This is a genomic window from Sphingopyxis sp. TUF1, from assembly GCF_036687315.1.
Classification (GTDB): domain Bacteria; phylum Pseudomonadota; class Alphaproteobacteria; order Sphingomonadales; family Sphingomonadaceae; genus Sphingopyxis; species Sphingopyxis kveilinensis.
In genome coordinates this window covers 2,406,090-2,427,634 of record NZ_CP144683.1, presented here as the reverse complement: position 1 = coordinate 2,427,634, position 21,545 = coordinate 2,406,090, and the positions used below count along the sequence as shown (strand labels likewise).

Sequence of the window (21,545 nt, the reverse complement as noted above, 5' to 3'; positions counted from 1 at the left end):
TGCTTTCCAGCCAGTCTGTTTCGCACCACGAAAAAGCCCGCCTTTCATCGGAAAGGCGGGCCTTGGAAGATATGGGTTGGAAATCAGTTCTTTTCGGGCGGCGCCACGGTGATGCGTACCCGTTCGCCCGAATTTCCGGGGAAATCGGTAAACATCGCCTCGACCAGATTGGGGACGATCGTCTGAAGATTATTGTCGCGCGACTGCGCTTCGGCCCGCCCTTCGAACAGGCGAGCGCCGTCCGACGCGCGATTGATCTGAAGCGTCAGGCCGCTGGTGTAGACGGTGTAGCTGCTGACATCGTTATACCCCCAGCTCGGGCCGAAACCGCCCCACAGGAAGGGGTCGCGATAGCCGTAGACATAGCGCCGCCCGCTTGGTCCGGTGACGATCACCGGGGTGTAGAAACCACGGCCGTAATAGCCGCCGTACCATGGGTCGGCGAAACCGGGGCTCGACACCACGCGCTCACGGCCCTTGTCGACGCCATAGTCCATGCGGACGACCATATCGGCCTTTTCACCGTTCGCCGCCGGACGATAGCCATAGCGCGTAAGTTCGCCCGCGACGATATTGGCATATTGGCCAAACTCGATGCCCCCCTGCAGCGCGGGGTTGCTCGCCTCGACAACGAAGCTTTGCCCCTGCGGCGCGGGAAGCTGCGACTGAAAGCGCGCCACATCGGCCTTGAACGGCGTGGCGCAGCCCGCCAGCGCGAGCGCCGCGCCCGTCAAGGCGGCAAGGCCCAATCGCCGGAAGTTCATCTTGCTCATCGTCCTGGCTCCATGATTCGGTGCGCGTTCTATCTGCGCCTTCATAGCATAGACTATGCCGACGCGACTTAACCTTGGTTGAACCCGGTTCGTCGCACCTTCGTTCCCTAAGAATATGGGGAGCTGCCGCCGATCCGCAAGCCGCGCGGCGGTTTAGCGGCAAAGTCCGAGCGCCGCATAAGCGGCCTCGAGCGTCGGTTTCGCCAGCGCCGAAGCCCGCGCCGCCCCCGATTCCAACGCGGCGTCGATCGCCGCCGGGTCGGCCTTCAGCTCGGTCATGCGCGCGGCGATCGGGCTCAGCGTCTCGACGAGCAGCTCGCCGAGCGCCGGCTTGAACGCGCCGAAACCCTGCCCCGCAAATCGTGCTAGTACCTGATCGACGCTTTCGTCGGCCATCGCGGCATAGATGGACACAAGGTTCTTCGCCTCGGCGCGCCCCTCCAGTCCCTTCGCTTCCGATGGCAGGGGTTCAGCGTCGGTCTTTGCCTTGCGGATCTTCGCCATGATCGTGTCGGCATCGTCGACCAGATTGATGCGGCTCATATCGCTCGGGTCAGATTTCGACATTTTCGTCGTCCCGTCGCGCAGGCTCATGATCCGCGCGGCCGCTGCCGGGATCGTCGGTTCGGGCAAGATGAACGTCTCAGTCCCCGTATCGAGATTGAACTTGGTCGCGATGTCGCGCGCCAGCTCCAGATGCTGTTTCTGGTCGTCGCCGACGGGCACGTGCGTCGTCTGGTAAAGCAGCACGTCGGCCGCCTGCAGCACCGGATAGGCAAACAACCCTACGCTCGCGCCCTCACGGTTCTTGCCCGACTTTTCCTTGAACTGCGTCATGCGATTGAGCCAGCCGATACGCGCCGTGCAAAACAGCAACCAGGCAAGTTCGGCGTGCGCCGGAACGCGCGCTTGATTGAACAGGATGGATTTCGCCGGGTCGATGCCCGCGGCGAGCAGCGCCGCCGCCATCTCGCGCGTGTTCGCGGTCAAATCGGCAGGCTCGTTGTGAACGGTAATCGCGTGCAGGTCGGCGAGGAAATAGAGCTTCTCACCCTCCATCTCGTCCTGCACCCGCACCCAGTTGCGGATCGCGCCCAGATAATTGCCAAGGTGCAAGTTTCCGGTGGGCTGAATGCCCGATAGCGTCCGCATGTCGATAATCCCGTCTGCTGTTTACAATTGCCGTCGGCGCAGCTGGCCAACGGTGTCGCGATTGACCACGCCAAAAAGCAAGGCGCAACCAAAGAATATCACCGCCCCCACCGCAACGATGGCACCGAGCGCGGCGATCCGTTCGAATACGCCGCCGGTAAAGGCATCGCCCGCCAGCGGAATGGTGACATGCAGCGCCGCCGCCATCGCCGCAGCGGCGAGCGCGATACGCGCGATCCGGCCTGCGACCTGCCCGGTCAGGTGGAACAGCCCTTTTCGGTGCAGGATCGTATAGAGCATCGCGACGTTGCACCAGGCGGCGATCGACCCCGCCAGCGCCAGCCCGACGATGCCGAGCGGCGGGATCAGCAGCAGGTTGAGCCCGATATTGATGAGCAGCGATACCGCCGCGGTCCACACCGGTGTGCGCGTGTCCTTGCGTGCGAAGAAATTGGGGACGAGCACCTTGACCAGCACATAGGCGGGCAGGCCGACGACCAGCCCCCCGACGACTGCCCCCGTCGCCAGCCCGTCGGCCGCGCTATACGCGCCGCCGACATAAAAGGCGCTGGTGATCGCCGGTCCGGCGACGAACAGCGCCACCGCGGCAGGCACGGTCAGCAGCATCGACAGCTCGACCGCGTTGCTTTGCAGGCGAAAGGCGCCGTCGCGGTCCTCCTGCGCGACAAAGCGCGACAGCGCGGGCAGGATAGCGGTGCCAAGCGCGATGCCGATGATGCCGAGCGGCAACTGGTTGAGCCGGTCGGCCATGGCCAGATAGGTAATGCTCTTGTCGGGCAGCATCGCGATGAAGAACAGATCGACGAAGCGGCTTATCTGACAGACCCCGGCGCCGAACACCGCCGGCAGGATCAGCACCCCCATCTCGCGCACCCCCGCGGTCAATCGCGGACGACGCAGCGCCGGACGAAACCCGGATTTGCGCACCCAATAATAAAGCCAGCCAAGCTGGCACAGCCCCGACAGCGACACCGCGATCGCCAGATACAGTCCGGTCGCAGCCTTGGCGTCCTCGCTGCCGTCGCCGGTGAACAGCCCGAGCAGCAGCGCCGCGATCAGGCAGATGTTGAGCAGTATCGGCGCCGCCGCCGCCGCAGCAAAGCGCGACAGGCTATTGAGAATCGCCGCGAACAGCGTCGCGATGCTCATGAAGGCCAAGTACGGAAAGGCGATGCGCGCCATCGTCACCGCAAGGCCGAACTGCGCGGCGTCGGCTTCCAGCGCGTCGCTCGCGAACAGCCCCATCACCCACGGCATGACGATCAGCAGCAGCGCCGAAAAGATGATCAAGATCGGGATCAGGACCGCCAGCACCGCTTCGGCGAAAGCACGCGCTTCACCCGCCTCGCCATCCTTCGTCATCCGCTGGTTGAATAGCGGGACGAAGGCGGCGGCAAAGGCGCCCTCGGCAAACAGGCGGCGAAAGATATTGGGTAGCTGAAAGGCCAGCTGCCATGCGTCGGCAACGCCGCCCGCACCCAATATGCGGCTGAGCAGCATATCGCGCGCAAAGCCGAAAATGCGGCTGACCAGCGTCAGCCCGCCGATCGTCCCGACGCTTTTGACAAGGCTGCTCATGATGTCAGCCCGCCCCCAAGACCGAGTTTAAGCTTCGCCGACCGGCGCCGGGATCTCGCCCTGACCCTCGCCCTGCGCCTGGACCTGCTGCATGAACAGGCCGTGGAAATCGATCGGTTCGAGCAGCAGCGGCGGGAAGCCGCCATCCTGCACCGCATCGGCAACGACGCGGCGGGCAAAGGGGAAGAGGATGCGCGGCGCTTCTGCCAGGAAAAAGGGCTGGAGCTGGTCGTCGGGCACGTTGCGCACGCCGAACAGGCCGGCATATTTCAATTCGATCACAAAGCTCGTGCCATTCTCGGTCTTCGACGTCACGTCGATCTTCAACATGACCTCGTACAGATTGTCGCCGACACTGTCGGCGGCAATATTGAACTGGACGTCGACCTGCGGCGCGCTCTGCCATTGATAGACGGCGGGCGCGTTCGGATTTTCGAACGACAAATCCTTCACATACTGCGAAATCAGGCCGATTGCCGGGCTCGTGTCTTCGCCGTTGGGTTGCAGGGCGGGGTTATTGATGTCGGCGCTCGTCTCGTCGGCCATGATAGGATGCTTTCGCTGGAAAAAGGAACGTTATGTCGGCGCCGCGGGCCGTGTCGGAACCGCGGCGGACGGTTGCCGCGGCGCTTAGCAGCGGCGGACGGCGAGCACAATGGGGCGCCACGCGGGGGGTTTGCGCCGCTGAAATCGTTGACGCGCCCCGTGCTAGCGACCATGGCCATTTGAAACCTGGCCGCGGATCGCCTATGTATCGGCGGATATGTTGCCATTGCCCGCATTGGACCCTTGCCCGTGACTGCTTTTTCGATCGTCCTGCTCGCCATGATCGCCGCCTTCCTCGGGATGCGGCTTTATTCGGTGCTCGGAAAACGCACGGGCCATGAACAGGAGCCGGTGTTGCCGCGCCGCGACGACCGCGCTGCCCCCGCGGCGATCCGCCTCGAAGACGGCGACGCGCCCGCGCTCACCGCTTCGGCCGCCGATACGGCGGGCCTCGTCTATGAACCCGCCGCCGAAGCCGGACTCCGCCAGCTGCTCGCCAGCGATCGCAATTTCGACGCCGGCCGCTTCATGGAAGGCGCCGAGGCGGCTTATCGCATGATCCTCGAGGCCTATTGGAAGGGCGACCGCGATACGCTCCGCGACCTTTGCGACGATGACAGCTATGAAGCCTTCGTCGAAGCGATCGAAGCGCGCGAGGCGCGCGGCGAAACGCTCGAGAATCGCCTGATCGGCATCGATTCGGCCAAGATCACCGCGGTTGAACTGAACCGCGGCGAGGCGCGCATCACCGTTCGCTATCATGCGGACATCAGCGCGATCACGCGCGATGCCGATGGCAAGCTGATCGCCGGGTCGATGAGCGACGCGACGGCGACCGATGACCTCTGGACCTTCCGCCGCCAGATCGGCAGCAACGATCCCAACTGGCTGCTCGACGAAGCTGAATCGGCCTGACCCCATGATCCGCAGCGTGGGGGCGCCGCGCGCACGTCTTTTCGGGCTCGCGTTGCTCGCCGCCTTTCCGCTCCTGTCGGGCTGCGCCTCCGTCATTCCCGATACGGCTGGCACCGCCCGCCCGGCGGTGTCGAAGCCCGCACCCTCGCAGTCGCTGGGCCAGCCGCGCCCCTATATTCCGCGGCCCTCCGAACGAGTCGGGGCCGTCGCCCAACCAATTCCCGCCACGCCGCGACCGCCGCTTGCCGCCGCGGCGGTTCCCGCCGACGCGGCCACGGCGGCCACCAGCGGCGTGATCGCCGGCCCCGATTTTGCGACGCTCGGTATTTCGGCCGAACAGGCCGCGGCCGCGCTCGCCGCCTTTCGCATCAGCTGCCCCTCGGTTCAGCACCGCGCCGACGCCAGCGGCCTCACCCAAAATGCCGACTGGACCGAAAGCTGCACCGCTGCTGCCAGTTGGGTCGACAGCGATGCCGCGACTTTCTTCGCGCGCTATTTCGGCACAGTGCAGGTCGGCACCGGCGCCGCCTTCGTCACCGGCTATTACGAGCCCGAAATCGCGGCGTCGCGTACCAAACAGCCCGGCTATGACGTCCCCATCTATCGCCGCCCCGCCGATCTTGTCGAAGTCGACCTCGGCCAGTTCGCCGACGATCTGAAAGGCCGCAAGATCCGCGGCCGCGTCGATGGATCGAACTTCGTGCGCTATTACGACCGCACCGCGATCGAATCGGGCGCGCTCGAAGGACGCGGGCTCGAACTGGCGTGGGCCGCCGATGCCGCCGAATTTTTCTTCCTTCAGGTGCAGGGCTCGGGCCGCCTCCGCCTCCCGGACGGCGGAATCATGCGCATCGGCTATGATACGCAGAACGGCCGTGGCTATGTCGGCATCGGCAAACTGCTGCTCGACCGTGGCGAATTGCAGCGCGGGCAGGCATCGATGCAGGGCATCCTCGATTATCTGCGCGCCGACCCGGTGCGCGGCGCAGCAGTCATGAATGAAAATCCCAGCTGGGTCTTTTTTCGCGAACTCACCGGCCCCGGCCCGCTCGGCGCGCTCGGCGTGCCGGTGACCGGCCGCGTCAGCGTCGCTGCCGATCCCCAATATGTGCCACTCGGCGCGCCGGTCTTCCTCTCACTCGACCGCGCCGAACCTAACGGGCTGTGGATTGCACAGGATACCGGCGGCGCGATCAAGGGCGCCAACCGATTCGACAGCTTTTGGGGCGCGGGCGAAGAAGCGCGCGCGATCGCCGGCGGCATGGCTGCGCGCGGATCAGCGCTGCTGCTGCTGCCGCGCGCCAGCATCGCGCGCATGCTTCCCGCGGACTGACCGAGCGATGCCGCGGCGCCTCGCTCCCGATGAAGACGCGCTGTGGAAAAAGATCGCAGCGACGGTGACGCCGCTGCCGAAGCCGCCCTCGCCGCTCGCTCCCACCGCGCCGCCGACGGTCTGCCCGCCCCTGTCCACACCGAGCAGTGCCGCGCCGCGCGCCGCTGCGCCGCCGCGCAGTCCCGCGCCGCTTCCACCGCCACGCCGCACCCACAGCGCAGCGACGCTCGACGGGCATTGGGACCGCCGTCTGCGGAAGGGGCTCGTTCGCCCCGACATCAGCATCGACCTTCACGGTCACACGCTCGCTTCGGCGCAAGCACTGCTCGATGACGCCATCGACCGCGCGCTGCTCCGCGGCGCGCGCGTACTGCTCGTCGTCGCCGGGCGCCTCCGCCCCGGCGCCGACCGCCTGCCGCAGATGCACGGACTGCCCCGCCCGCGCGGCGCAATCCGCGCCGCACTCCCCGACTGGCTCGCCTTTTCGCCGCACGCCGACCAGATCGTTGCGCTCCGCCCTGCGCATGTCAGTCACGGCGGCGGGGGCGCGGTCTACGTCATCCTTCGGCGCAGCCGCGAGGATTAAACGAAGACACGCATCAATATCCCGCGGTAAATCGCGGTCAGCTTGTGCAAATCGGCCACCGCGACCGCCTCGTCGAGCTTGTGCATCGTCGCGTTGATCAGCCCGAATTCGACCACCGGACACATCGCGTGCAGGAAGCGGGCATCCGAGGTGCCGCCCGTCGTCGACATCTCCGCGACCAAATCGGTTTCCGCATGAATGGCCTCGGCGACCAGTTCGGATAATTCGCCCGGCGGGGTCAGAAACGCCTCACCCGAAATCTTGCCGAGCACCTTCGCCGCGGGCTCGACCTCGTGCGCGATGCGCTCGATCATCGCCACCAGATCGGCACCCCGGTGCTGGTCGTTGAAGCGGATCGACATGCGCGCGCGCGCCGAAGCGGGGATGACGTTGGTCGCCCCATTGCCGACCTCGATGTCGGTAAACTCGATGTTCGACGGCTGGAACCAGTCGTTCCCCGTATCGAGCGCCACCGCATCGATCGCCGCCAAAATCTTCACCAGCTTGGGAATCGGATTGTCGGCCAGGTGCGGGTAAGCGACATGCCCCTGCGTCCCCGGCACGTCGATCCAGATATTGACCGACCCGCGCCGCCCGATCTTCACCATGTCGCCCAGCCGGTTCACCGATGTCGGCTCGCCGACGACGATCATGTCGGGCCTGATCTCGCGCGCATCCATATGCTCCATCAGCGCGCGCGTACCGAAAATCGCCGGGCCTTCCTCGTCGCCGGTGATGATCAGGCTGATCGTCCCCGCATCGACCGGGGTAGCAGCCGCGGCCGCTACAAACGCGGCGATTGCTCCCTTCATGTCGACCGCACCGCGGCCGTAAAGCAGCTCGCCGCGCACCTCGGGCGCGAAAGCGTCGCCCGTCCATCCCACCCCCGGCGGCACGACGTCGAGATGCCCCGCAAAGCCGAAATGCTTTGGCCCGCTCCCGCGGCGCACCGCGAGCAGGTTTTCGACCGGCCCGTCGGGTTCGATCCCGTCGATAAAGCGCTCGACCGTGAAACCGAGCGGAACGAGCGCCGCCTCGATCACATCGAACACCGCGCCCTTGGCGGGGGTGACGGAGGGGGCAGCGATCAGCGCTTTGGCTAGCTCGATGGGGTCGATGCTGTGGGTCATACCGTCCCCTTACCCGTTCGTGTTGAGCGAAGTCGAGACGCGTCGTCGCGCACGCATCTCGACTTCGTTCGATACTAACGGCAAGAAGGCTGACGGAGGACCGCCATGCCCAAACTCGATCTCGACGCCATCCCGCAAACCAACGTCACCGGCTATCCCGCGCCCTACGACGCACCCGTGCAGGGCCGCTGGTACCGCCGCCTCGCGCCGCCCACGGGCCTCAGCGATTTCGCGGCGAGCCACGTCGTGCTCAAGCCCGGTGCCTGGTCGTCGCAGCGCCACTGGCACGATGGCGAGGATGAGATGCTGGTGATGATTTCGGGCGAAGCTGTGCTGATCGAGGATGACGGCCGCCATTTCATGCGCGCGGGGGATATCGCGGTCTGGCCCAAGGGCAGCACCAACGGCCACCACCTCATCAATGAATCCGATGCCGACTGCGTCTTCGTCGCAATCGGCGGGGGCAAGAAATATGACACCGGCGGCGCCTATTCGGACATCGACATGATCTTCACGCCCGACGGCTATTTCCATAAGGATGGCACGCCCTATCCGACGAAGCGGATTCCGTAAGCGGGGCTAGCGTAGGCGTGATGTCAGACCGCACCCCCTCTCCGTTTGTGTCGAGCGAAGTCGAGACACCCCTCAGCGTGGCGCAAGGTCGAGGGGCATCTCGACTTCGCTCGATGCGAACGGGAATTTTCTGACTGGAGCTATTCGACCGAACCCTTCTGAAGCGCCGCTACGCCGCCTTAAACCGGATCGGCAACCGCTTCAGCCCCCCGACGAACACCGATTCAACGCGCGCCGGTTCCCCCGCCAGCTCAAGGCTGGTCAGGCGCGGCAACAGCTCCTCCATCAAAATTCGCATCTCCAGCCGGGCCAGATGCTGCCCCAGGCAGACATGCGCGCCGAAACCAAAAGCGATCTGCTGGTTTTTCTCCCGATCCGGATCGAACGCGAAGGGATCGGCGAACACCGCCTCGTCACGGTTCGCGGACACATAGTTCAGCATCAGCCAGTCGCCCACGCGAATCGTCTGTCCGCCGACCTCGACATCCTCGCGCGCGCTGCGCATGAAATGCTGCACCGGCGTGGTCCAGCGGATCGCCTCTTCGATCAGCCCCGCCTTGTCGCTCGCCGCATCGCGGAACCGCTCGAACAGCGCCGGGTTGCGCGCCAGTTCCATGATCGCTCCCGCGGTCGACGCGCTCGTCGTGTCGTGCCCCGCGGTCGCGATGATCATATAATACCCCGCGAGTTCGCGGTCGGGGATCTGTTCGCCCCCGACCATTGCATTGGCGATCACCGTCGCAATATCCTCGCGCGGATTGGCCCGGCGGTCGGCGGTCAGCGCGCTGAAATAGGCCTCGAAGTCGGCAATGACATAGTGCAGCATCGCGATCGCCTGTTCGGAACTGGTGATCGCCTCCCTGCTACGGTTAAGCTCGGGGTCGGTCGGCCCGAACAATTGCTGCGTCAGCATCAGCATTCGCGGCTCGTCCTCGGGCGGCACCCCCAAAATGTCCATAATGACGCGCAGCGGATAATGCGCCGCAACGTCGCGCGCGAAATCGCACGATCCGCCGGTCTCGAGCATGTGCTCGACGGTGTCGCGGGCGATCTGTCGGATGCGATCCTCGATCGTCTTCAAATTCTTCGGCATGAACCAGCTCTGGGTTAGCAGGCGGTATTTCATATGATCGGGGGCATCCATCTGGACGAGCGAGCGCACCAGATGGCCGTCGCCCCCCGGCGTTGCCGCGCGCGCCAGCGCCTCGCCCGCGCGGTCGGTCAGCACGGTCGGCCTTATGCCGTTCGCAAAGCGCTGCGGATCGCGGCTGATCGCCATGATGTCGGCGTGGCGCGTCACGAGCCAGAAGGGATCGTGGTTGGGATTCTCTGCCACCCCCAGCGGCATGTTCGCGCGCGCCCACGCGAGTTGTTGGTGAAGCGGATCCCACGCCCCATAGGCGGCGGGATTGACGACCGCGGCGGCTACCTCTCCAGGCAATATAGGTTTTGTCATGCAACCCAAGCTGCCGCGATTCGCGCGCGGAGTCGACAACCTATTTGAACAGGCTGCCCAAAATCCCGCGCATCAACTGGCCGCCGAACTTGCCTGCGACCTGGCGGCCCAGGCTCGTCGCCGCCGACCGAGCCGCTGATTGCACCATCTTTTCCGCCATGCTCGGTTTCGCCGCCTCGCGCGCTGCGACCCGCTCCAGCCGGATGCGCTCGCGCTCCTCGGCGGCCTTGCGCTTCGCTTCTTCCTTTGCCGCGATCGCCGCTGCCTTGTCGGCCTCTTCCTGCGCCTTCGCCTCGATTGCGGCGGCCTGCGCCTGCTCGGCCTTGGCGGCGAGCAACTCCTCGGCGCTTTCGCGGTCCACCGCCGTGTCATATTTGCCGTCGACGGGAGAGATCGACCGGATGATCGCGCGCTCCTTGGCATCGAGCGGCCCCGCACGCGAACAGGGCGGCTTGATCAGCGTGCGCTCGACCGGCGATGGCGCGCCGTCGGGCATCAACAGCGACACCAAGGCTTCGCCGACCTTCAACTCGGTGATCTCGCGCGCCACATCGACCTTGGGATTGGGGCGAAAGGTGTCGGCGGCGGCCTTCACCGCTTTCTGATCGCGCGGGGTAAAGGCGCGCAGCGCGTGCTGCACGCGATTGCCCAGCTGGCCCGCAACCACCTCGGGAATATCGATCGGGTTCTGCGTCACAAAATAGACGCCGACACCTTTCGAGCGGATCAGGCGCACGACCTGTTCGATCTTTTCGGTCAGCGCGAGCGGCGCGTCGTCGAACAGCAGGTGAGCCTCGTCGAAGAAGAAGACGAGCTTCGGCTTGTCGGGATCGCCAACCTCGGGCAGCGTCTCGAACATCTCGCTCAAAAGCCACAACAGGAAGGTCGCATAAAGCTTGGGGCTCGCCATCAACTTGTCGGCGGCAAGGATGTTGACATAGCCGCGGCCATTCTCGTCGGTGCGGATCATGTCGTTGATTTCGAGCGCGGGTTCGCCAAAGAAGTGATCGCCGCCCTGGCTTTCGAGCGTCAGCAACTGCCGCTGGATCGCTCCGACGCTCGCCTTGGTGACATTGCCATATTTGGCGGTCAGCTCGTCGGCATTTTCAGCGCACCAGACGAGCATCGCCTGCAAATCGCCCAGGTCGAGCAACAGCATATTCTGTTCGTCGGCCACCCTGAACGCAATTGCGAGCACCCCTTCCTGCGTCTCATTGAGCCCCATCAGCCGCGCGAGTAACAGCGGCCCCATTTCGGAGATCGTCGTGCGCACCGGATGCCCCTGTTCGCCGAACAAATCCCAGAAGATCACCGGATTGTCGCGATAGGCCCAGTCGGTGTCGCCGATTTCCGCGGCGCGTTTCGAAAAAGGCTCGTGGACCTTCGCGGTCGGGCTGCCCGCCATCGCCATGCCGGCAAGGTCGCCTTTCACGTCAGCGACAAAGACGGGCACGCCCACCGCCGAAAAGCCTTCGGCGAGTCCCTGCAATGTCACCGTCTTGCCCGTGCCCGTCGCCCCGGCGATCAGCCCATGGCGGTTGGCACGCTTCAGCACCAGCGATTGCCGCGGCCCGTCGGGCGCCCCGCCGCCGCCCAGGCCGATATAGATTTCGCTCGCCGCGCTGCCTTCGCTCACTCGCCATCCTCCACCTGATACGTCACGGCAAAGGTTAGAGCGGCGTCGGCGCCCACGCAATCTGCAAAGCCGCCCCGACAAACAAAAGGCCCCGCCGGACCGCTCCGGCGGGGCCCTTGTTCACCCTGAGGTGCGGTACGGCTTACGCCGCGCCGTGCGCCAGCGCCGCGAGGAGCAGGATCGCCACAATATTGGTGATCTTGATCATCGGGTTGACCGCCGGTCCTGCGGTATCCTTGTACGGATCGCCCACGGTATCACCGGTCACCGCGGCCTTATGGGCTTCGCTGCCCTTGCCGCCGTGGTTGCCGTCCTCGATATATTTCTTGGCGTTATCCCAAGCACCGCCGCCCGAAGTCATCGAGATGGCGACGAACAGCCCGCCGACGATCACGCCGAGCAGCAGCGCGCCGAGCGCCTCGAGCGCCGCGGCCGTACCCGCGACCCACAGGATGACGAAATAGACGACGATCGGCGCAAGCACCGGCAGCAGCGACGGAACGATCATTTCCTTGATCGCCGCCTTCGTTACCAGGTCGACCGTGCGGGCATAGTCGGGGCGGCTGGTGCCGTCCATGATGCCCTTGTTATTCGCGAACTGGTCGCGAACATCCTTCACCACGTCGCCCGCCGCGCGGCCCACCGCGGTCATGCCCATCGCCCCGAAGAGATAGGGCAAAAGCGCGCCGAGCAGCAGCCCGACGATGACATAGGGCGACGACAGCGAGAAGGTCAGCGGCGCATCAAGGCCGAGCGCCGCCGAATATTCGGTGATGTCGGCGGTATAGGTGCCGAACAGCACCAGCGCCGCCAGACCTGCCGAGCCGATCGCATAGCCTTTGGTCACCGCCTTGGTCGTGTTGCCCACGGCGTCGAGCAGGTCGGTCTTTTCGCGAACGCTGTCGTCGAGCCCCGCCATTTCGGCAATACCACCGGCGTTGTCGGTCACCGGTCCATAAGCATCGAGCGCCACAACCATGCCTGCAAGCGCAAGCATCGCGGTCGCGCCGAAGGCGATGCCGATGATGCCCGCCAGCAGATAGGCGATGATGATTCCTGCGCAGATCACCAGCGTCGGCAGCGCGGTCGATTCAAGGCTGATAGCAAGGCCTTGAATGACGTTGGTGCCATGGCCCGTTTCCGATGCCTTGGCGATGCTGCGCACCGGGCGATAATTGGTGCCGGTATAATATTCGGTAATCCAGATGATCAGCCCGGTGATGACCAGGCCGAGGAGCGAACAATAGAATAGCGCGCGGCCGTTGAAGCCGGTGCCCGCAATCTCCGCATTCATGTCGCCCAGCGCATATTGGGTCGAGAACCAGATCGCCGGGATCGAGAGGATCGCGGTGACGAGGAAGCCCTTGTACATCGCGCCCATGACGTTGGTCCCGCTGCCGAGACGCACGAAATAGGTACCGAGGATCGAGGTGATGATGCAAACGCCGCCCATCAGCAGCGGCAGCGTCATCAACGGCAGCAGCATGTCGCCCGCGCCTTTCAGCAGCAGCGCGATCAGCACCATCGTGGCGCCGACGGTGACGACATAGGTTTCGAAAAGGTCGGCGGCCATGCCGGCGCAGTCGCCGACATTGTCGCCGACATTATCGGCGATCACCGCGGGATTGCGCGGATCATCCTCGGGGATTCCGGCCTCGACCTTGCCGACCAGATCGGCACCGACGTCGGCGGCCTTGGTAAAGATGCCGCCGCCCAGACGCGCGAAGATCGAGATCAGCGACGCGCCGAAGGCCAGCGCGACAAGCGCATCGACGACGGTGCGATCATCGCCGCCGACCGAAAAGCCGCCGGGACCGATAAGATACCAGAAGAAGACCGAGATCGCGAGCAAGGCAAGCCCCGCCACCAGCATCCCGGTGATCGCGCCGGCGCGGAACGCCATGGTCAGGCCCGCCTGCAATCCCGTCTGTGCTGCCGCCGCGGTGCGGACGTTTGCCTTCACGGAGATGTTCATGCCGATATAGCCCGCAACGCCCGACAGCACGGCGCCAATCACAAAGCCCGTCGCCGAGATCGGGCCAAGGAACAGCCCAACCAGAATGGCGACGACGACGCCGACGATGGCGATGGTGCGATATTGGCGGCCCAGATAGGCCTTGGCGCCTTCCTGAATGGCGCCGGCGATTTCCTGCATCTTTTCGTTACCCGCCGATGCGCTGAGCACCTGCCGCGAGGTAATGAATCCATAGAGCACGGCCAACAGGCCGCACGCTATCGCGATCAAAACCGGATTCATGCGTGTTGCTTCCTTCCCCAAGAGAAGGGCGACGCATGGAGTAACAGTCGAGCACGTCCGACTTATTGATGCCGGTTCGCTCTTCCCCTGATGCGACCGCCCCAAATTAGACCGGCGAGTTATGGGAAGAAAGACAGCCAAGGGCAAGCCCGCAATCGTCATCGCGTCAAAGGCTTGCCGTCAGTGCATGAATCCGGTTCGTTCGGGTACAGCGACGCGCTGCGCGCGGTGCGTCAGCACGATCCCCTCGCCCACCCCCGCATGGCCGATCGCCGTGACCGCGACATTCAGCCCCGCGGCGATTTCACGGATCGCGTCCGCCGCGGCAGGGTCGGCTGCGAACAGCAGCTGATAGTCATCGCCCGCCGTCGCCGCGGCCAGCCGCGTGTCGAGCACGTCGGGCCGCGCCGCGAGCAGCGCCGCCGACAGGGGGATTGCATCCAGCATGATACCCAGCTCGCACCCGCTCGCCGCCGCCATTCGCTGCGCGTCGATCAGCAGCCCGTCGGACACGTCCATCATTGCATGAACATGCGGCGCCACCGCCTGCCCAAAGGTCAGCTGCGGCTGCGGCCGGACATAGGCCGCAAGACAGGTTTCGTTCGGTTCGACCTGCCCCAGCCGCATCGCCAGCCCCAGCCCGGCATTGCCGATCGTCCCCGTCACCCATATCTGGTCTCCGGGCCGCGCTCCGCCGCGCGTAGGTGCGCCGCCATCAGGCGCCCGTCCAATCGCCGTGAGTCCAAAACTGCGCGGCGCCCCCGCAGGCGCGCGCACCGTATCGCCGCCGAGCAGCATGATCCCGAAGCGGCGCAAAGCCACATCGAGCCCCTCGACAAAGGCTGCGTCCCATTCGGCGTCGCCCAGACTATATCCAACGAGCACCCCCAACGGCGCCGCGCCCTTCGCCGCCAAGTCGGAGAGGTTCACCGCAATGAGCTTCCATGCGACATCCTGCGGCCGGTCGTCGGGCAGGAAATGCACGCCCTCGACGATCATGTCGTGGGTGAGCACGAGCCCCTCCCAAACCGCCGCATCGTCAGCCAGCCCGCGCGCTGCGGGATCGGTTGCGACGGCGCGCAGGCGGGCGATGAAATCGGCTTCGGTCATGCGCGATCCTCTCGCCCAAAGCAATGTGCCCAAATTCCGTTCGTGTCGAGCGAAGTCGAGACACGCCTGGGACGCGCTGGGCTTCGGCGTGTCTCGACTTCGCTCGACACGAACGGTTTCTATGCGTTGCGGCGCGCATCCTTACCGATCGCGTCGAGCAGCCCGTTGGCAAAGCCGGCTTCGCGGCCATCGAAAAACGCCTTGGCGACATCGACATATTCGCTGACCACCGCGCCGACCGGCACATCGCCGCGCGCGATCAGCTCATAGGTGCCCGCGCGCAGGATCGCCTTCATCGTCCGGTCCAGCCGCTCCATCGTCCAGCCGCTGGCGAGCCGCGCGACGATCGCCGCATCGATCTCGTCGCGGCGCGCCAGCACGCCCTTCACAATGTCGTCAAAGAAGGGGACGTCGGCCTCGGCATATTCGGCGTCCTCGATGATCGCGCCGATGCGGTGCTGGTGAAATTCGTGAATCAGCTGCGCGACCGGCGTCGCCTCCATCTCGTGCTGATAGAGCGCCTGCACGGCAGCAAGGCGGGCGGCGGAGCGGGACTGGGTACGTTTGTTCATGGCGTCTGCTTCTAACTCAACTCGTCATCCCGGCGAAGGCCGGGATCTCATCGGCGCGTCATTACGCGAGATCGAGATTCCGGTCTTCGCCGGAATGAAGAACTTTGGGGTTCAATGGCGGCTGTTTTTCAATCGATTCTGGACGCTGAGCGCATGGGCGGGAAGCCCTTCGGCACCGGCAAGCGCGACCGCGGCCGGACCGATGGCGGCAAGGCTCGCCGCGTCGAGCGCCAAGAAGCTGGTGCGCTTCATGAAGTCGGTCACCGACAGCCCGCTCGAAAAGCGCGCGCGGCGCCCGGTCGGAAGGACATGGTTCGGCCCGGCGACATAATCGCCGATCGCTTCGGGAGTCTGGCGGCCGAGAAAAACCGATCCGGCGTGCCTCACCCGCGCGAACAGCGCGTCGGCCTCGGCCGCATCGACCGCAAGCTCAAGATGTTCGGGCGCCAGCCGGTCGCACAGCGGGATCGCATCGGCCAGCGCCGGCACCACGATCACCGCGCCATTGTCCGCCCAGCTCGCCTGCATCGTCGCCGCGGTGCTCAGCGTCGGGATGACCTCCGCGACCGCCGCGGCAACCGCATCGGCAAACTCCGCATCGTCGGTGAACAGGATCGACTGGCTCGTCGGGTCATGTTCCGCCTGGCTCAATAGGTCGGCGGCAATGACGTGCGGCGCATTCTTGTTGTCGGCAACCACGACGATCTCGCTCGGCCCCGCGACCATGTCGATGCCGACCACACCGTAAAGCTGGCGCTTCGCCTCGGCGACCCACGCATTGCCGGGGCCGGTCACGACATCGACCGGCGCAATGCGGGTCGTGCCATAAGCAAGCGCCGCGATCGCCTGCGCCCCGCCGACGCGCCAGATTTCATCGACGCCGCCGATATGCGCCGCAGCCATCACGACCGGGTTGACCTGACCATCGGGCGTCGGCGTTACCATCACGATGCGCGCGACCCCCGCGACCTTCGCGGGCAGGATGTTCATCAGCACCGACGAAGGATAGGCCGCGCGTCCGCCGGGGACATAGACCCCCGCCGCATCGACCGCGTTCCAGCGCGCACCCAGCCGCGCCCCCGTCGCATCGAGATAGTCGCGATCTTCGGGCAATTGCGCGGCGTGATACGCGCGGATGCGCTCCGCCGCGAGGTTCAACGCATCGCGCAGCTCGGGCGCCAGCGCCGCATAAGCCGCCGCGCAATCCTCCTTTAAGATGCTCCACCCGCGCGCATCAAGGTCGAAGCGGTCGAACTTCGCGGTATAATCGGCGAGCGCGGCGTCGCCCTCCGCCTTCACCCGCGCGATGATCGCGGCGACGTCCACCGACACGTCGGATGCGCTCTCGCGCCGGTCGTTCACCAGCGCGTCGAACGCGGCCGCAAAGCCGGGGTCGGAGGCATCAAGCCGCCGCATCGCCCACCGCCTGACGGAAGCGCTCGACGAGCGCCGGCACCTCGGCCGAATTGAGCTTGAACGCCGCGCGATTGACGATCAGCCGCGCCGATACCTCGCTGATGATCTTCTGTTCGGCGAGCGCATTTTCGACCAGCGTCCGCCCCGTCGAAACCAGATCGACAATGTGCGAGGCCAGCCTCAGCTTCGGCGCAATCTCCATCGCGCCATTCAGCTTGATGCACTCGGCCTGGATGCCCTGCGCCGCGAACCAGCGGCGCGTCGTCGCGGGATATTTGGTCGCGACGCGAATATGGCTTTCGCCCAGCCCCGGCGGCGCGCTGCCTTCCGGACCCGCGAGCGACAGGCGGCAGTGGCCGATGCCCAGGTCGACGGGGGCATACAGCTCGCTGTAATCGAACTCGTCGATGACGTCGGACCCGACGATGCCCAGCTGCGCGGCGCCATGCGCGACAAAGGTCGCGACGTCGAACGCGCGCACGCGGATCAGCGAGATATGCGGCTGGTTCGTCCCGAACACCAGCGCGCGGCTCTTCTTGTCAAAGAAATCCGCCGCCGGCTCGATCCCGACGCGCGCGAGCAGCGGCAGCGCCTCGTCGAGGATGCGTCCCTTGGGGATGGCAAAGATGATCGGTTCGGGCATAAGCGCGCCAGCCCATAAGCGGCGGCGGGAGAAAGGGCAATGAGCGAGCGCTATCAGTTTGTCGACATGGCGGAAACCGGGCGCGAGGCGGTGCGCACCGCCTTCGCCAATCAGGTCGCCTATTGCCGCGCCAACGATGCGCCCGTTACCGCGCGCGTCGTCGCCGCAATTGCCAGCCTGCTCGATCGCCCCGCCAGCGATTTTGCGCGCACCATTGCCGACTGGTCAGGCCCGCCGCTCGCCGATGCGCTGCCGCTGCGCGCCGCGGGCGGCTTTCACGCGCTGCACCTGTCCGAAACCGCGCACGAACTCTCCCCCATTTACGCCGATGCCGAGGACATCAACGACGCTGCGATCGTTGCGGGCGTCGTCGCGCGCCACGAGGCGGCGCTGCTCCCCTGGCTCGACGGCCCGCCGCAAACGAACGAGGCGGGGCGTTCGTCAAACTTCATCGCGGCGATGCTCTGGCTCGCCGAACAGGGGCTGTCGCCGCATTTCGACTGCCTCGAAATCGGGTCGAGCGCGGGGATCAACCTGATGATCGACCGCTATCATTACGACCTCGGCGGCGTCCATGTCGGCCCGCAGCCCGGCGCGATGGCCTTCGCCCCCGATTGGCGCGGCCACCATCCGCCGATGCACAGGGTCGCTTTCGCCGGTCTCAAGGGCTGCGACGTTGCGCCGGTTGATCTGACCGATCCCGCGCAGGCGCTACGTCTGCAAGCCTATATCTGGCCCGAACATGCCGTCCGCTTCGCGCGCATGGAAGCCGCGATTGCCGCCGCGCACGTGGAAAAACCCAACCTCATCCGCGCCAATGCCGCCGATTTCGTAGAGGCCGAGCTGGCAAGGCCGCAGGCGGCGGGAACGACGCGCGTGCTGATGCACTCGATCGTCTGGCAATATGTCCCCACCGACCAGCAGGCGCGCGTCACCGCCGCGATGGAGGCGGCGGGTGCGCACGCCACCGCCGACCGCCCGCTCGCCTGGATCGCGCTTGAGGCAAACCGCACCGTCCACCACCACGAACTCGTCGTGCGCCACTGGCCGGCCGCCCCCGCGCCGCGCAAACTGGCCCATGCCCATGCGCATGGCGCTTGGGTGGAGTGGCTGGGGTAGGTGTGCGGCACGGGTAGCGGATTGGCGGAGGGCGCGGCCATTAAATCCTCCCTGTGGCGAAGCCATGGGGAGGGGGACCGCGCCCGAAGGGCGTGGTGGAGGGGCGGCAACGGTTGCTCTAAAGCCCCTCCGTCAGCGCTTCGCGCTGCCACCTCCCCATCGCTGCGCGACAGGGAGGAGTTTACGTCCGCTATCGCCCCCTTACGACTACCCCAACCTCAAAGCCGCGCTTCGAGCCTGGCCAGCATTTGCTGCACCGGCGCCACCGCAGGCGCGTCCCATCCGGCTTCCAGCAGCGCGATCCGTTCGAACAACCGCTCGCTCGCCGCGATGATCCGGCGGAGCGGTTCGTCGAACGCTGCGCACAAGTCCCAGTCGACCGCCACCGGCTCGCCGATGCGCGCTGCGCTGTCGTTCGCGCCCGCCCCCGGATCACCCGCAAGCATCGCGCGGCGGTGGAGCAGCCAGGCGATGATATGCATCAGGCGCGTCGTCGTCTTGAGCGATTCGCACGCCAGCGCGATCTGCGCCGGCGCGTCGCCGTTGAGCACGCCCCCTCTCGCCATGCCGAGCTCGCGCTCGGCGGCAAAGGCCGCATGCGCCTCGTCGGCGAGCAGCATCGCCTCGACATACAGATTTTCAACCTGCGCCCGCTGCACGGATCTGCCCTGCGCCATCATGTCCGCCCGTTCACCGACCATGGGCGGAGAGATGCCACGCAAGGCGCGCATCGGGCAATGGCGGTAACCATAAAATCTGAAACCGCGGCTGTCCCGCTTTGATTCAGGGGTCAGGCGATGATGTCGGGGAGCAGCTGATCCTCGCACCAGGCGATTTCGTCGCGCAGCTTGAGCTTGCGTTTCTTCAGCCGCGCGAGCTGCAACTGGTCGGCGACTGCCGCGCTGCCGAGCGCGATGATCGCCGCGTCGAGGTCGCGGTGCTCGATACGGAGCAGTTCGAGGCGTTGGTGGATTTCTTCGGGGCTCACGCACCATCCCTGCCACGTTCACCATTGGTCCGCAACGGGGACCGGCTGACCGAATCGTCACGACATTGCGGTCGATTCATGATTTACTCGGACCTGCCCATCGAGTCGAAAAGGAGAATGCCTATGAGCACGTCGCACCTTTCCACCCTGAAGTCCCGGCACGCGGACCTCGATGTGAAAATTGCGAAGGAAGAGCGCCGCCCGGCCCCTGATACGGGCGTGCTCGCACAGCTCAAAAAGCGGAAACTGAAACTCAAGGAAGAGATGCTCGCGATCGGATGATCGCCAGCGCTATCGCCGGCTGATGCCGCTCCTCAAGGGGACGCATCAGCTCCGGCGGTAGAGGGGGCTGCCGACCGGCCCCGTGCGCCGCAGATGCGGCGGCAGATCGGATCCCGACACCACCTGGCGCCGCACCGCCTGCGGATCGACCCGCCGGTCGAACGCGATACCGAACTTGCCCTCGCCCACCCAGATCACCCGCCCCGCGACCGCGCCGACGTTGCGCAGTGCGACTTCGACCGCCGCGCCCGGCTCCACCGCCAGCTTCGCTTCGGCGAGCATTCCGCCGGGCGACAGGTTGCGCACGCGCACCATGACGCGCTCGGACCGGCCGGTCAGCGTCAGTTCGGCCTGCATGAACAGGCTGTCGCGATCGGCGCCGCGCGACAGCGCCGCGACCTCCTCGTCCAATGTTGTCGGCCGTTGCGAATCCATTTTGCGCGCCCCATTTTCGTGTCGTTGCGGCACGGAATCTAGGGGGGCGCGGTTGCCGAAACGTAAATGGCGTGCGCGGACGCGCGCGATCAATCTTCGCGCGAAATCCGTTCGTTACGCTCGTGGCGCTCCTGCGCCTCCAGCGTCATCGTCGCGATCGGTCGCGCCTGGAGCCGCGCGAGCGAAATCGGCTCGCCGGTTACCGCGCAATAGCCATATTCGCCCTCGTCGATCCGGCGGATCGCGGCGTCGATCTTGGCGATCAGCTTGCGCTGGCGGTCGCGGGTGCGAAGCTCGATCGCCCAGTCGGTCTCGCTCGATGCGCGGTCGGCGAGGTCGGGTTCGCGCAGCGGCCCGTCCTGCAGATGCGCCAGCGTCGATTCGGATTCGGACAGGATCGATTTTTTCCAGGCAACGAGCAGGCCGCGGAAATATTCCTGCTGCCGCTCATTCATAAACTCTTCGTTGTCGCTCGGGACATAGTCCGAATCGAGATTGGATTTGGCTTCGCGGAGCGCGTCTGCGCCAACATCGGCAATCTTGGTCGGCATGAGGGGCTCTCGCGTCCTTTCCTGTCACCGGCGCGCCGCAAAGCGGCTCGGGGAGTGGCGCGCCTATACCCAGCCGCTTGCGACGATACAAGCGCCGAAGCCGCCGATAGCGATATGGGGTGAAGCGGCGATGAACTGGCGACGATTCCCGACACACGCATCTGGGCGCGGCCTGCCCGTACGCTTCTGATATTTAGGTCCGAAGCTTAACCAATTGGACAGAATTTCTGTCAGTTTCGTTTCATTTTGACACAGACATGTCGTTTTCGGTTGATTTCACACGTCAATTCCCACTGTCGGACAGGCAAACGGGGTTAACGCAATTGCCGCATTCATAAAGCTTTGGCCTTTCTGCCTTTAGCGAAAGGTGATGGGGGTGCCGGGCTGTTGGCGCTTCGTACCTGCAACGGGAAAGAGAGAAATATCTATGTCTGTCCGAATGGCCCTCGCCAAACTTTGCGCCTGCACCTGCG

At 65.4% G+C, this 21,545-nt stretch carries 22 protein-coding genes; 6 read left to right on the top strand and 16 right to left on the bottom strand.

Annotated features, from left to right (window positions below):
• Positions 1 to 83: 83 nt before the first annotated feature.
• From VSX77_RS11415 to secB, 4 genes are all read right to left on the bottom strand, one after another.
• Positions 84 to 773: a DUF4136 domain-containing protein gene (locus VSX77_RS11415; RefSeq protein ID WP_338424730.1), complete on the bottom strand. Its 690-nt coding sequence runs from the start codon at positions 771 to 773 to the stop codon at positions 84 to 86.
• Between the two features lie 153 nt (positions 774 to 926).
• Positions 927 to 1,925, bottom strand: coding sequence for a tryptophan--tRNA ligase (gene trpS / locus VSX77_RS11410; RefSeq protein WP_338424729.1), 999 nt, complete (start codon positions 1,923 to 1,925; stop codon positions 927 to 929).
• 21 nt (positions 1,926 to 1,946) lie between these two features.
• Positions 1,947 to 3,524 (bottom strand): murein biosynthesis integral membrane protein MurJ, encoded by a 1,578-nt coding sequence (murJ, locus tag VSX77_RS11405; protein WP_338424728.1) that lies wholly within the window; start codon positions 3,522 to 3,524, stop codon positions 1,947 to 1,949.
• A gap of 27 nt (positions 3,525 to 3,551) precedes the next feature.
• Positions 3,552 to 4,070 carry a protein-export chaperone SecB gene (gene secB, locus VSX77_RS11400; RefSeq protein WP_338424727.1) on the bottom strand — a complete coding sequence of 173 codons (519 nt, stop codon included), beginning with the start codon at positions 4,068 to 4,070 and terminating at the stop codon, positions 3,552 to 3,554.
• 249 nt (positions 4,071 to 4,319) lie between these two features.
• Between secB and VSX77_RS11395 the strand changes: the two genes are divergently transcribed.
• From VSX77_RS11395 to VSX77_RS11385, 3 genes are read left to right on the top strand one after another with little or no spacing between them, the layout of a single operon-like run.
• Positions 4,320 to 4,985 (top strand): Tim44/TimA family putative adaptor protein, encoded by a 666-nt coding sequence (locus VSX77_RS11395; RefSeq protein WP_338424726.1) that lies wholly within the window; start codon positions 4,320 to 4,322, stop codon positions 4,983 to 4,985.
• Positions 4,986 to 4,989: 4 nt separating this feature from the next.
• On the top strand, positions 4,990 to 6,318 hold the full coding sequence (locus VSX77_RS11390) for a murein transglycosylase A (protein WP_338424725.1): 1,329 nt from the start codon (positions 4,990 to 4,992) through the stop codon (positions 6,316 to 6,318).
• Positions 6,319 to 6,325: 7 nt separating this feature from the next.
• Entirely contained in the window at positions 6,326 to 6,904 is a 579-nt protein-coding gene (locus tag VSX77_RS11385) for a Smr/MutS family protein (protein WP_338424724.1), read from the top strand.
• Here the strand turns inward: VSX77_RS11385 and dapE are convergent.
• On the bottom strand, positions 6,901 to 8,034 hold the full coding sequence (gene dapE / locus VSX77_RS11380) for a succinyl-diaminopimelate desuccinylase (RefSeq protein ID WP_338424723.1): 1,134 nt from the start codon (positions 8,032 to 8,034) through the stop codon (positions 6,901 to 6,903). The genes VSX77_RS11385 and dapE overlap by 4 nt on opposite strands.
• 105 nt (positions 8,035 to 8,139) lie before the next feature.
• Between dapE and VSX77_RS11375 the strand changes: the two genes are divergently transcribed.
• Positions 8,140 to 8,607 (top strand): cupin domain-containing protein, encoded by a 468-nt coding sequence (locus VSX77_RS11375; RefSeq protein ID WP_338424722.1) that lies wholly within the window; start codon positions 8,140 to 8,142, stop codon positions 8,605 to 8,607.
• Positions 8,608 to 8,776: 169 nt separating this feature from the next.
• On the opposite strand, the gene VSX77_RS11370 is transcribed toward VSX77_RS11375, so the two are convergent.
• The 7 genes from VSX77_RS11370 to hisG all read right to left on the bottom strand — a co-directional run bounded on the left by VSX77_RS11370 (position 8,777) and on the right by hisG (position 17,697).
• A complete protein-coding gene (locus VSX77_RS11370) occupies positions 8,777 to 10,063 on the bottom strand; it encodes a cytochrome P450 (RefSeq protein ID WP_338424721.1) in 1,287 nt (428 codons plus the stop codon).
• A 40-nt stretch (positions 10,064 to 10,103) separates the two neighbouring features.
• Positions 10,104 to 11,699: a helicase HerA-like domain-containing protein gene (locus tag VSX77_RS11365; protein WP_422397218.1), complete on the bottom strand. Its 1,596-nt coding sequence runs from the start codon at positions 11,697 to 11,699 to the stop codon at positions 10,104 to 10,106.
• Between the two features lie 142 nt (positions 11,700 to 11,841).
• Positions 11,842 to 13,956, bottom strand: a complete 2,115-nt coding sequence (locus VSX77_RS11360; RefSeq protein WP_338424720.1) for a sodium-translocating pyrophosphatase — start codon at positions 13,954 to 13,956, stop codon at positions 11,842 to 11,844.
• 180 nt (positions 13,957 to 14,136) lie between these two features.
• Complete coding sequence (gene thiL / locus VSX77_RS11355) at positions 14,137 to 15,066, bottom strand: thiamine-phosphate kinase (protein ID WP_338424719.1); 930 nt, start codon at positions 15,064 to 15,066, stop codon at positions 14,137 to 14,139.
• Between the two features lie 119 nt (positions 15,067 to 15,185).
• Positions 15,186 to 15,638 (bottom strand): transcription antitermination factor NusB, encoded by a 453-nt coding sequence (gene nusB, locus VSX77_RS11350; RefSeq protein WP_338424718.1) that lies wholly within the window; start codon positions 15,636 to 15,638, stop codon positions 15,186 to 15,188.
• Positions 15,639 to 15,749: 111 nt separating this feature from the next.
• Complete coding sequence (gene hisD, locus VSX77_RS11345; protein ID WP_338424717.1) at positions 15,750 to 17,054, bottom strand: histidinol dehydrogenase; 1,305 nt, start codon at positions 17,052 to 17,054, stop codon at positions 15,750 to 15,752.
• Positions 17,041 to 17,697: an ATP phosphoribosyltransferase gene (gene hisG / locus VSX77_RS11340; RefSeq protein ID WP_338424716.1), complete on the bottom strand. Its 657-nt coding sequence runs from the start codon at positions 17,695 to 17,697 to the stop codon at positions 17,041 to 17,043. Before hisG ends, hisD begins: the two co-directional genes overlap by 14 nt.
• 39 nt (positions 17,698 to 17,736) lie before the next feature.
• Between hisG and VSX77_RS11335 the strand changes: the two genes are divergently transcribed.
• Positions 17,737 to 18,816 (top strand): DUF2332 domain-containing protein, encoded by a 1,080-nt coding sequence (locus VSX77_RS11335; protein ID WP_338424715.1) that lies wholly within the window; start codon positions 17,737 to 17,739, stop codon positions 18,814 to 18,816.
• A gap of 218 nt (positions 18,817 to 19,034) precedes the next feature.
• On the opposite strand, the gene VSX77_RS11330 is transcribed toward VSX77_RS11335, so the two are convergent.
• Complete coding sequence (locus tag VSX77_RS11330; RefSeq protein ID WP_338424714.1) at positions 19,035 to 19,493, bottom strand: DUF1465 family protein; 459 nt, start codon at positions 19,491 to 19,493, stop codon at positions 19,035 to 19,037.
• Positions 19,494 to 19,606: 113 nt separating this feature from the next.
• Positions 19,607 to 19,804, bottom strand: a complete 198-nt coding sequence (locus VSX77_RS11325; RefSeq protein WP_338424713.1) for a YdcH family protein — start codon at positions 19,802 to 19,804, stop codon at positions 19,607 to 19,609.
• A 123-nt stretch (positions 19,805 to 19,927) separates the two neighbouring features.
• Between VSX77_RS11325 and VSX77_RS11320 the strand changes: the two genes are divergently transcribed.
• Entirely contained in the window at positions 19,928 to 20,086 is a 159-nt protein-coding gene (locus tag VSX77_RS11320; RefSeq protein ID WP_338424712.1) for a DUF465 domain-containing protein, read from the top strand.
• A 45-nt stretch (positions 20,087 to 20,131) separates the two neighbouring features.
• Here the strand turns inward: VSX77_RS11320 and VSX77_RS11315 are convergent, their stop codons facing one another.
• The gene (locus tag VSX77_RS11315) at positions 20,132 to 20,521 is read right to left on the bottom strand and encodes a PilZ domain-containing protein (protein WP_338424711.1); all 390 of its coding nucleotides are present in this window, start codon (positions 20,519 to 20,521) and stop codon (positions 20,132 to 20,134) included.
• 89 nt (positions 20,522 to 20,610) lie between these two features.
• Positions 20,611 to 21,072: an RNA polymerase-binding protein DksA gene (gene dksA / locus VSX77_RS11310; RefSeq protein WP_338424710.1), complete on the bottom strand. Its 462-nt coding sequence runs from the start codon at positions 21,070 to 21,072 to the stop codon at positions 20,611 to 20,613.
• Positions 21,073 to 21,545 lie beyond the last annotated feature (473 nt).

Bases quoted from the DNA above. Each gene is read 5' to 3' on its own strand.
- VSX77_RS11415 (WP_338424730.1), bottom strand. From the start codon at position 773: ATGAGCAAGATGAACTTCCGGCGATTGGGCCTTGCCGCCTTGACGGGC.
- trpS (WP_338424729.1), bottom strand. From the start codon at position 1,925: ATGCGGACGCTATCGGGCATTCAGCCCACCGGAAACTTGCACCTTGGC.
- murJ (WP_338424728.1), bottom strand. From the start codon at position 3,524: ATGAGCAGCCTTGTCAAAAGCGTCGGGACGATCGGCGGGCTGACGCTG.
- secB (WP_338424727.1), bottom strand. From the start codon at position 4,070: ATGGCCGACGAGACGAGCGCCGACATCAATAACCCCGCCCTGCAACCC.
- VSX77_RS11390 (WP_338424725.1), top strand. From the start codon at position 4,990: ATGATCCGCAGCGTGGGGGCGCCGCGCGCACGTCTTTTCGGGCTCGCG.
- VSX77_RS11385 (WP_338424724.1), top strand. From the start codon at position 6,326: ATGCCGCGGCGCCTCGCTCCCGATGAAGACGCGCTGTGGAAAAAGATC.
- dapE (WP_338424723.1), bottom strand. From the start codon at position 8,034: ATGACCCACAGCATCGACCCCATCGAGCTAGCCAAAGCGCTGATCGCT.
- VSX77_RS11375 (WP_338424722.1), top strand. From the start codon at position 8,140: ATGCCCAAACTCGATCTCGACGCCATCCCGCAAACCAACGTCACCGGC.
- VSX77_RS11370 (WP_338424721.1), bottom strand. From the start codon at position 10,063: ATGACAAAACCTATATTGCCTGGAGAGGTAGCCGCCGCGGTCGTCAAT.
- VSX77_RS11360 (WP_338424720.1), bottom strand. From the start codon at position 13,956: ATGAATCCGGTTTTGATCGCGATAGCGTGCGGCCTGTTGGCCGTGCTC.
- thiL (WP_338424719.1), bottom strand. From the start codon at position 15,066: ATGACCGAAGCCGATTTCATCGCCCGCCTGCGCGCCGTCGCAACCGAT.
- nusB (WP_338424718.1), bottom strand. From the start codon at position 15,638: ATGAACAAACGTACCCAGTCCCGCTCCGCCGCCCGCCTTGCTGCCGTG.
- hisD (WP_338424717.1), bottom strand. From the start codon at position 17,054: ATGCGGCGGCTTGATGCCTCCGACCCCGGCTTTGCGGCCGCGTTCGAC.
- hisG (WP_338424716.1), bottom strand. From the start codon at position 17,697: ATGCCCGAACCGATCATCTTTGCCATCCCCAAGGGACGCATCCTCGAC.
- VSX77_RS11335 (WP_338424715.1), top strand. From the start codon at position 17,737: ATGAGCGAGCGCTATCAGTTTGTCGACATGGCGGAAACCGGGCGCGAG.
- VSX77_RS11330 (WP_338424714.1), bottom strand. From the start codon at position 19,493: ATGGCGCAGGGCAGATCCGTGCAGCGGGCGCAGGTTGAAAATCTGTAT.
- VSX77_RS11320 (WP_338424712.1), top strand. From the start codon at position 19,928: ATGAGCACGTCGCACCTTTCCACCCTGAAGTCCCGGCACGCGGACCTC.
- VSX77_RS11315 (WP_338424711.1), bottom strand. From the start codon at position 20,521: ATGGATTCGCAACGGCCGACAACATTGGACGAGGAGGTCGCGGCGCTG.
- dksA (WP_338424710.1), bottom strand. From the start codon at position 21,072: ATGCCGACCAAGATTGCCGATGTTGGCGCAGACGCGCTCCGCGAAGCC.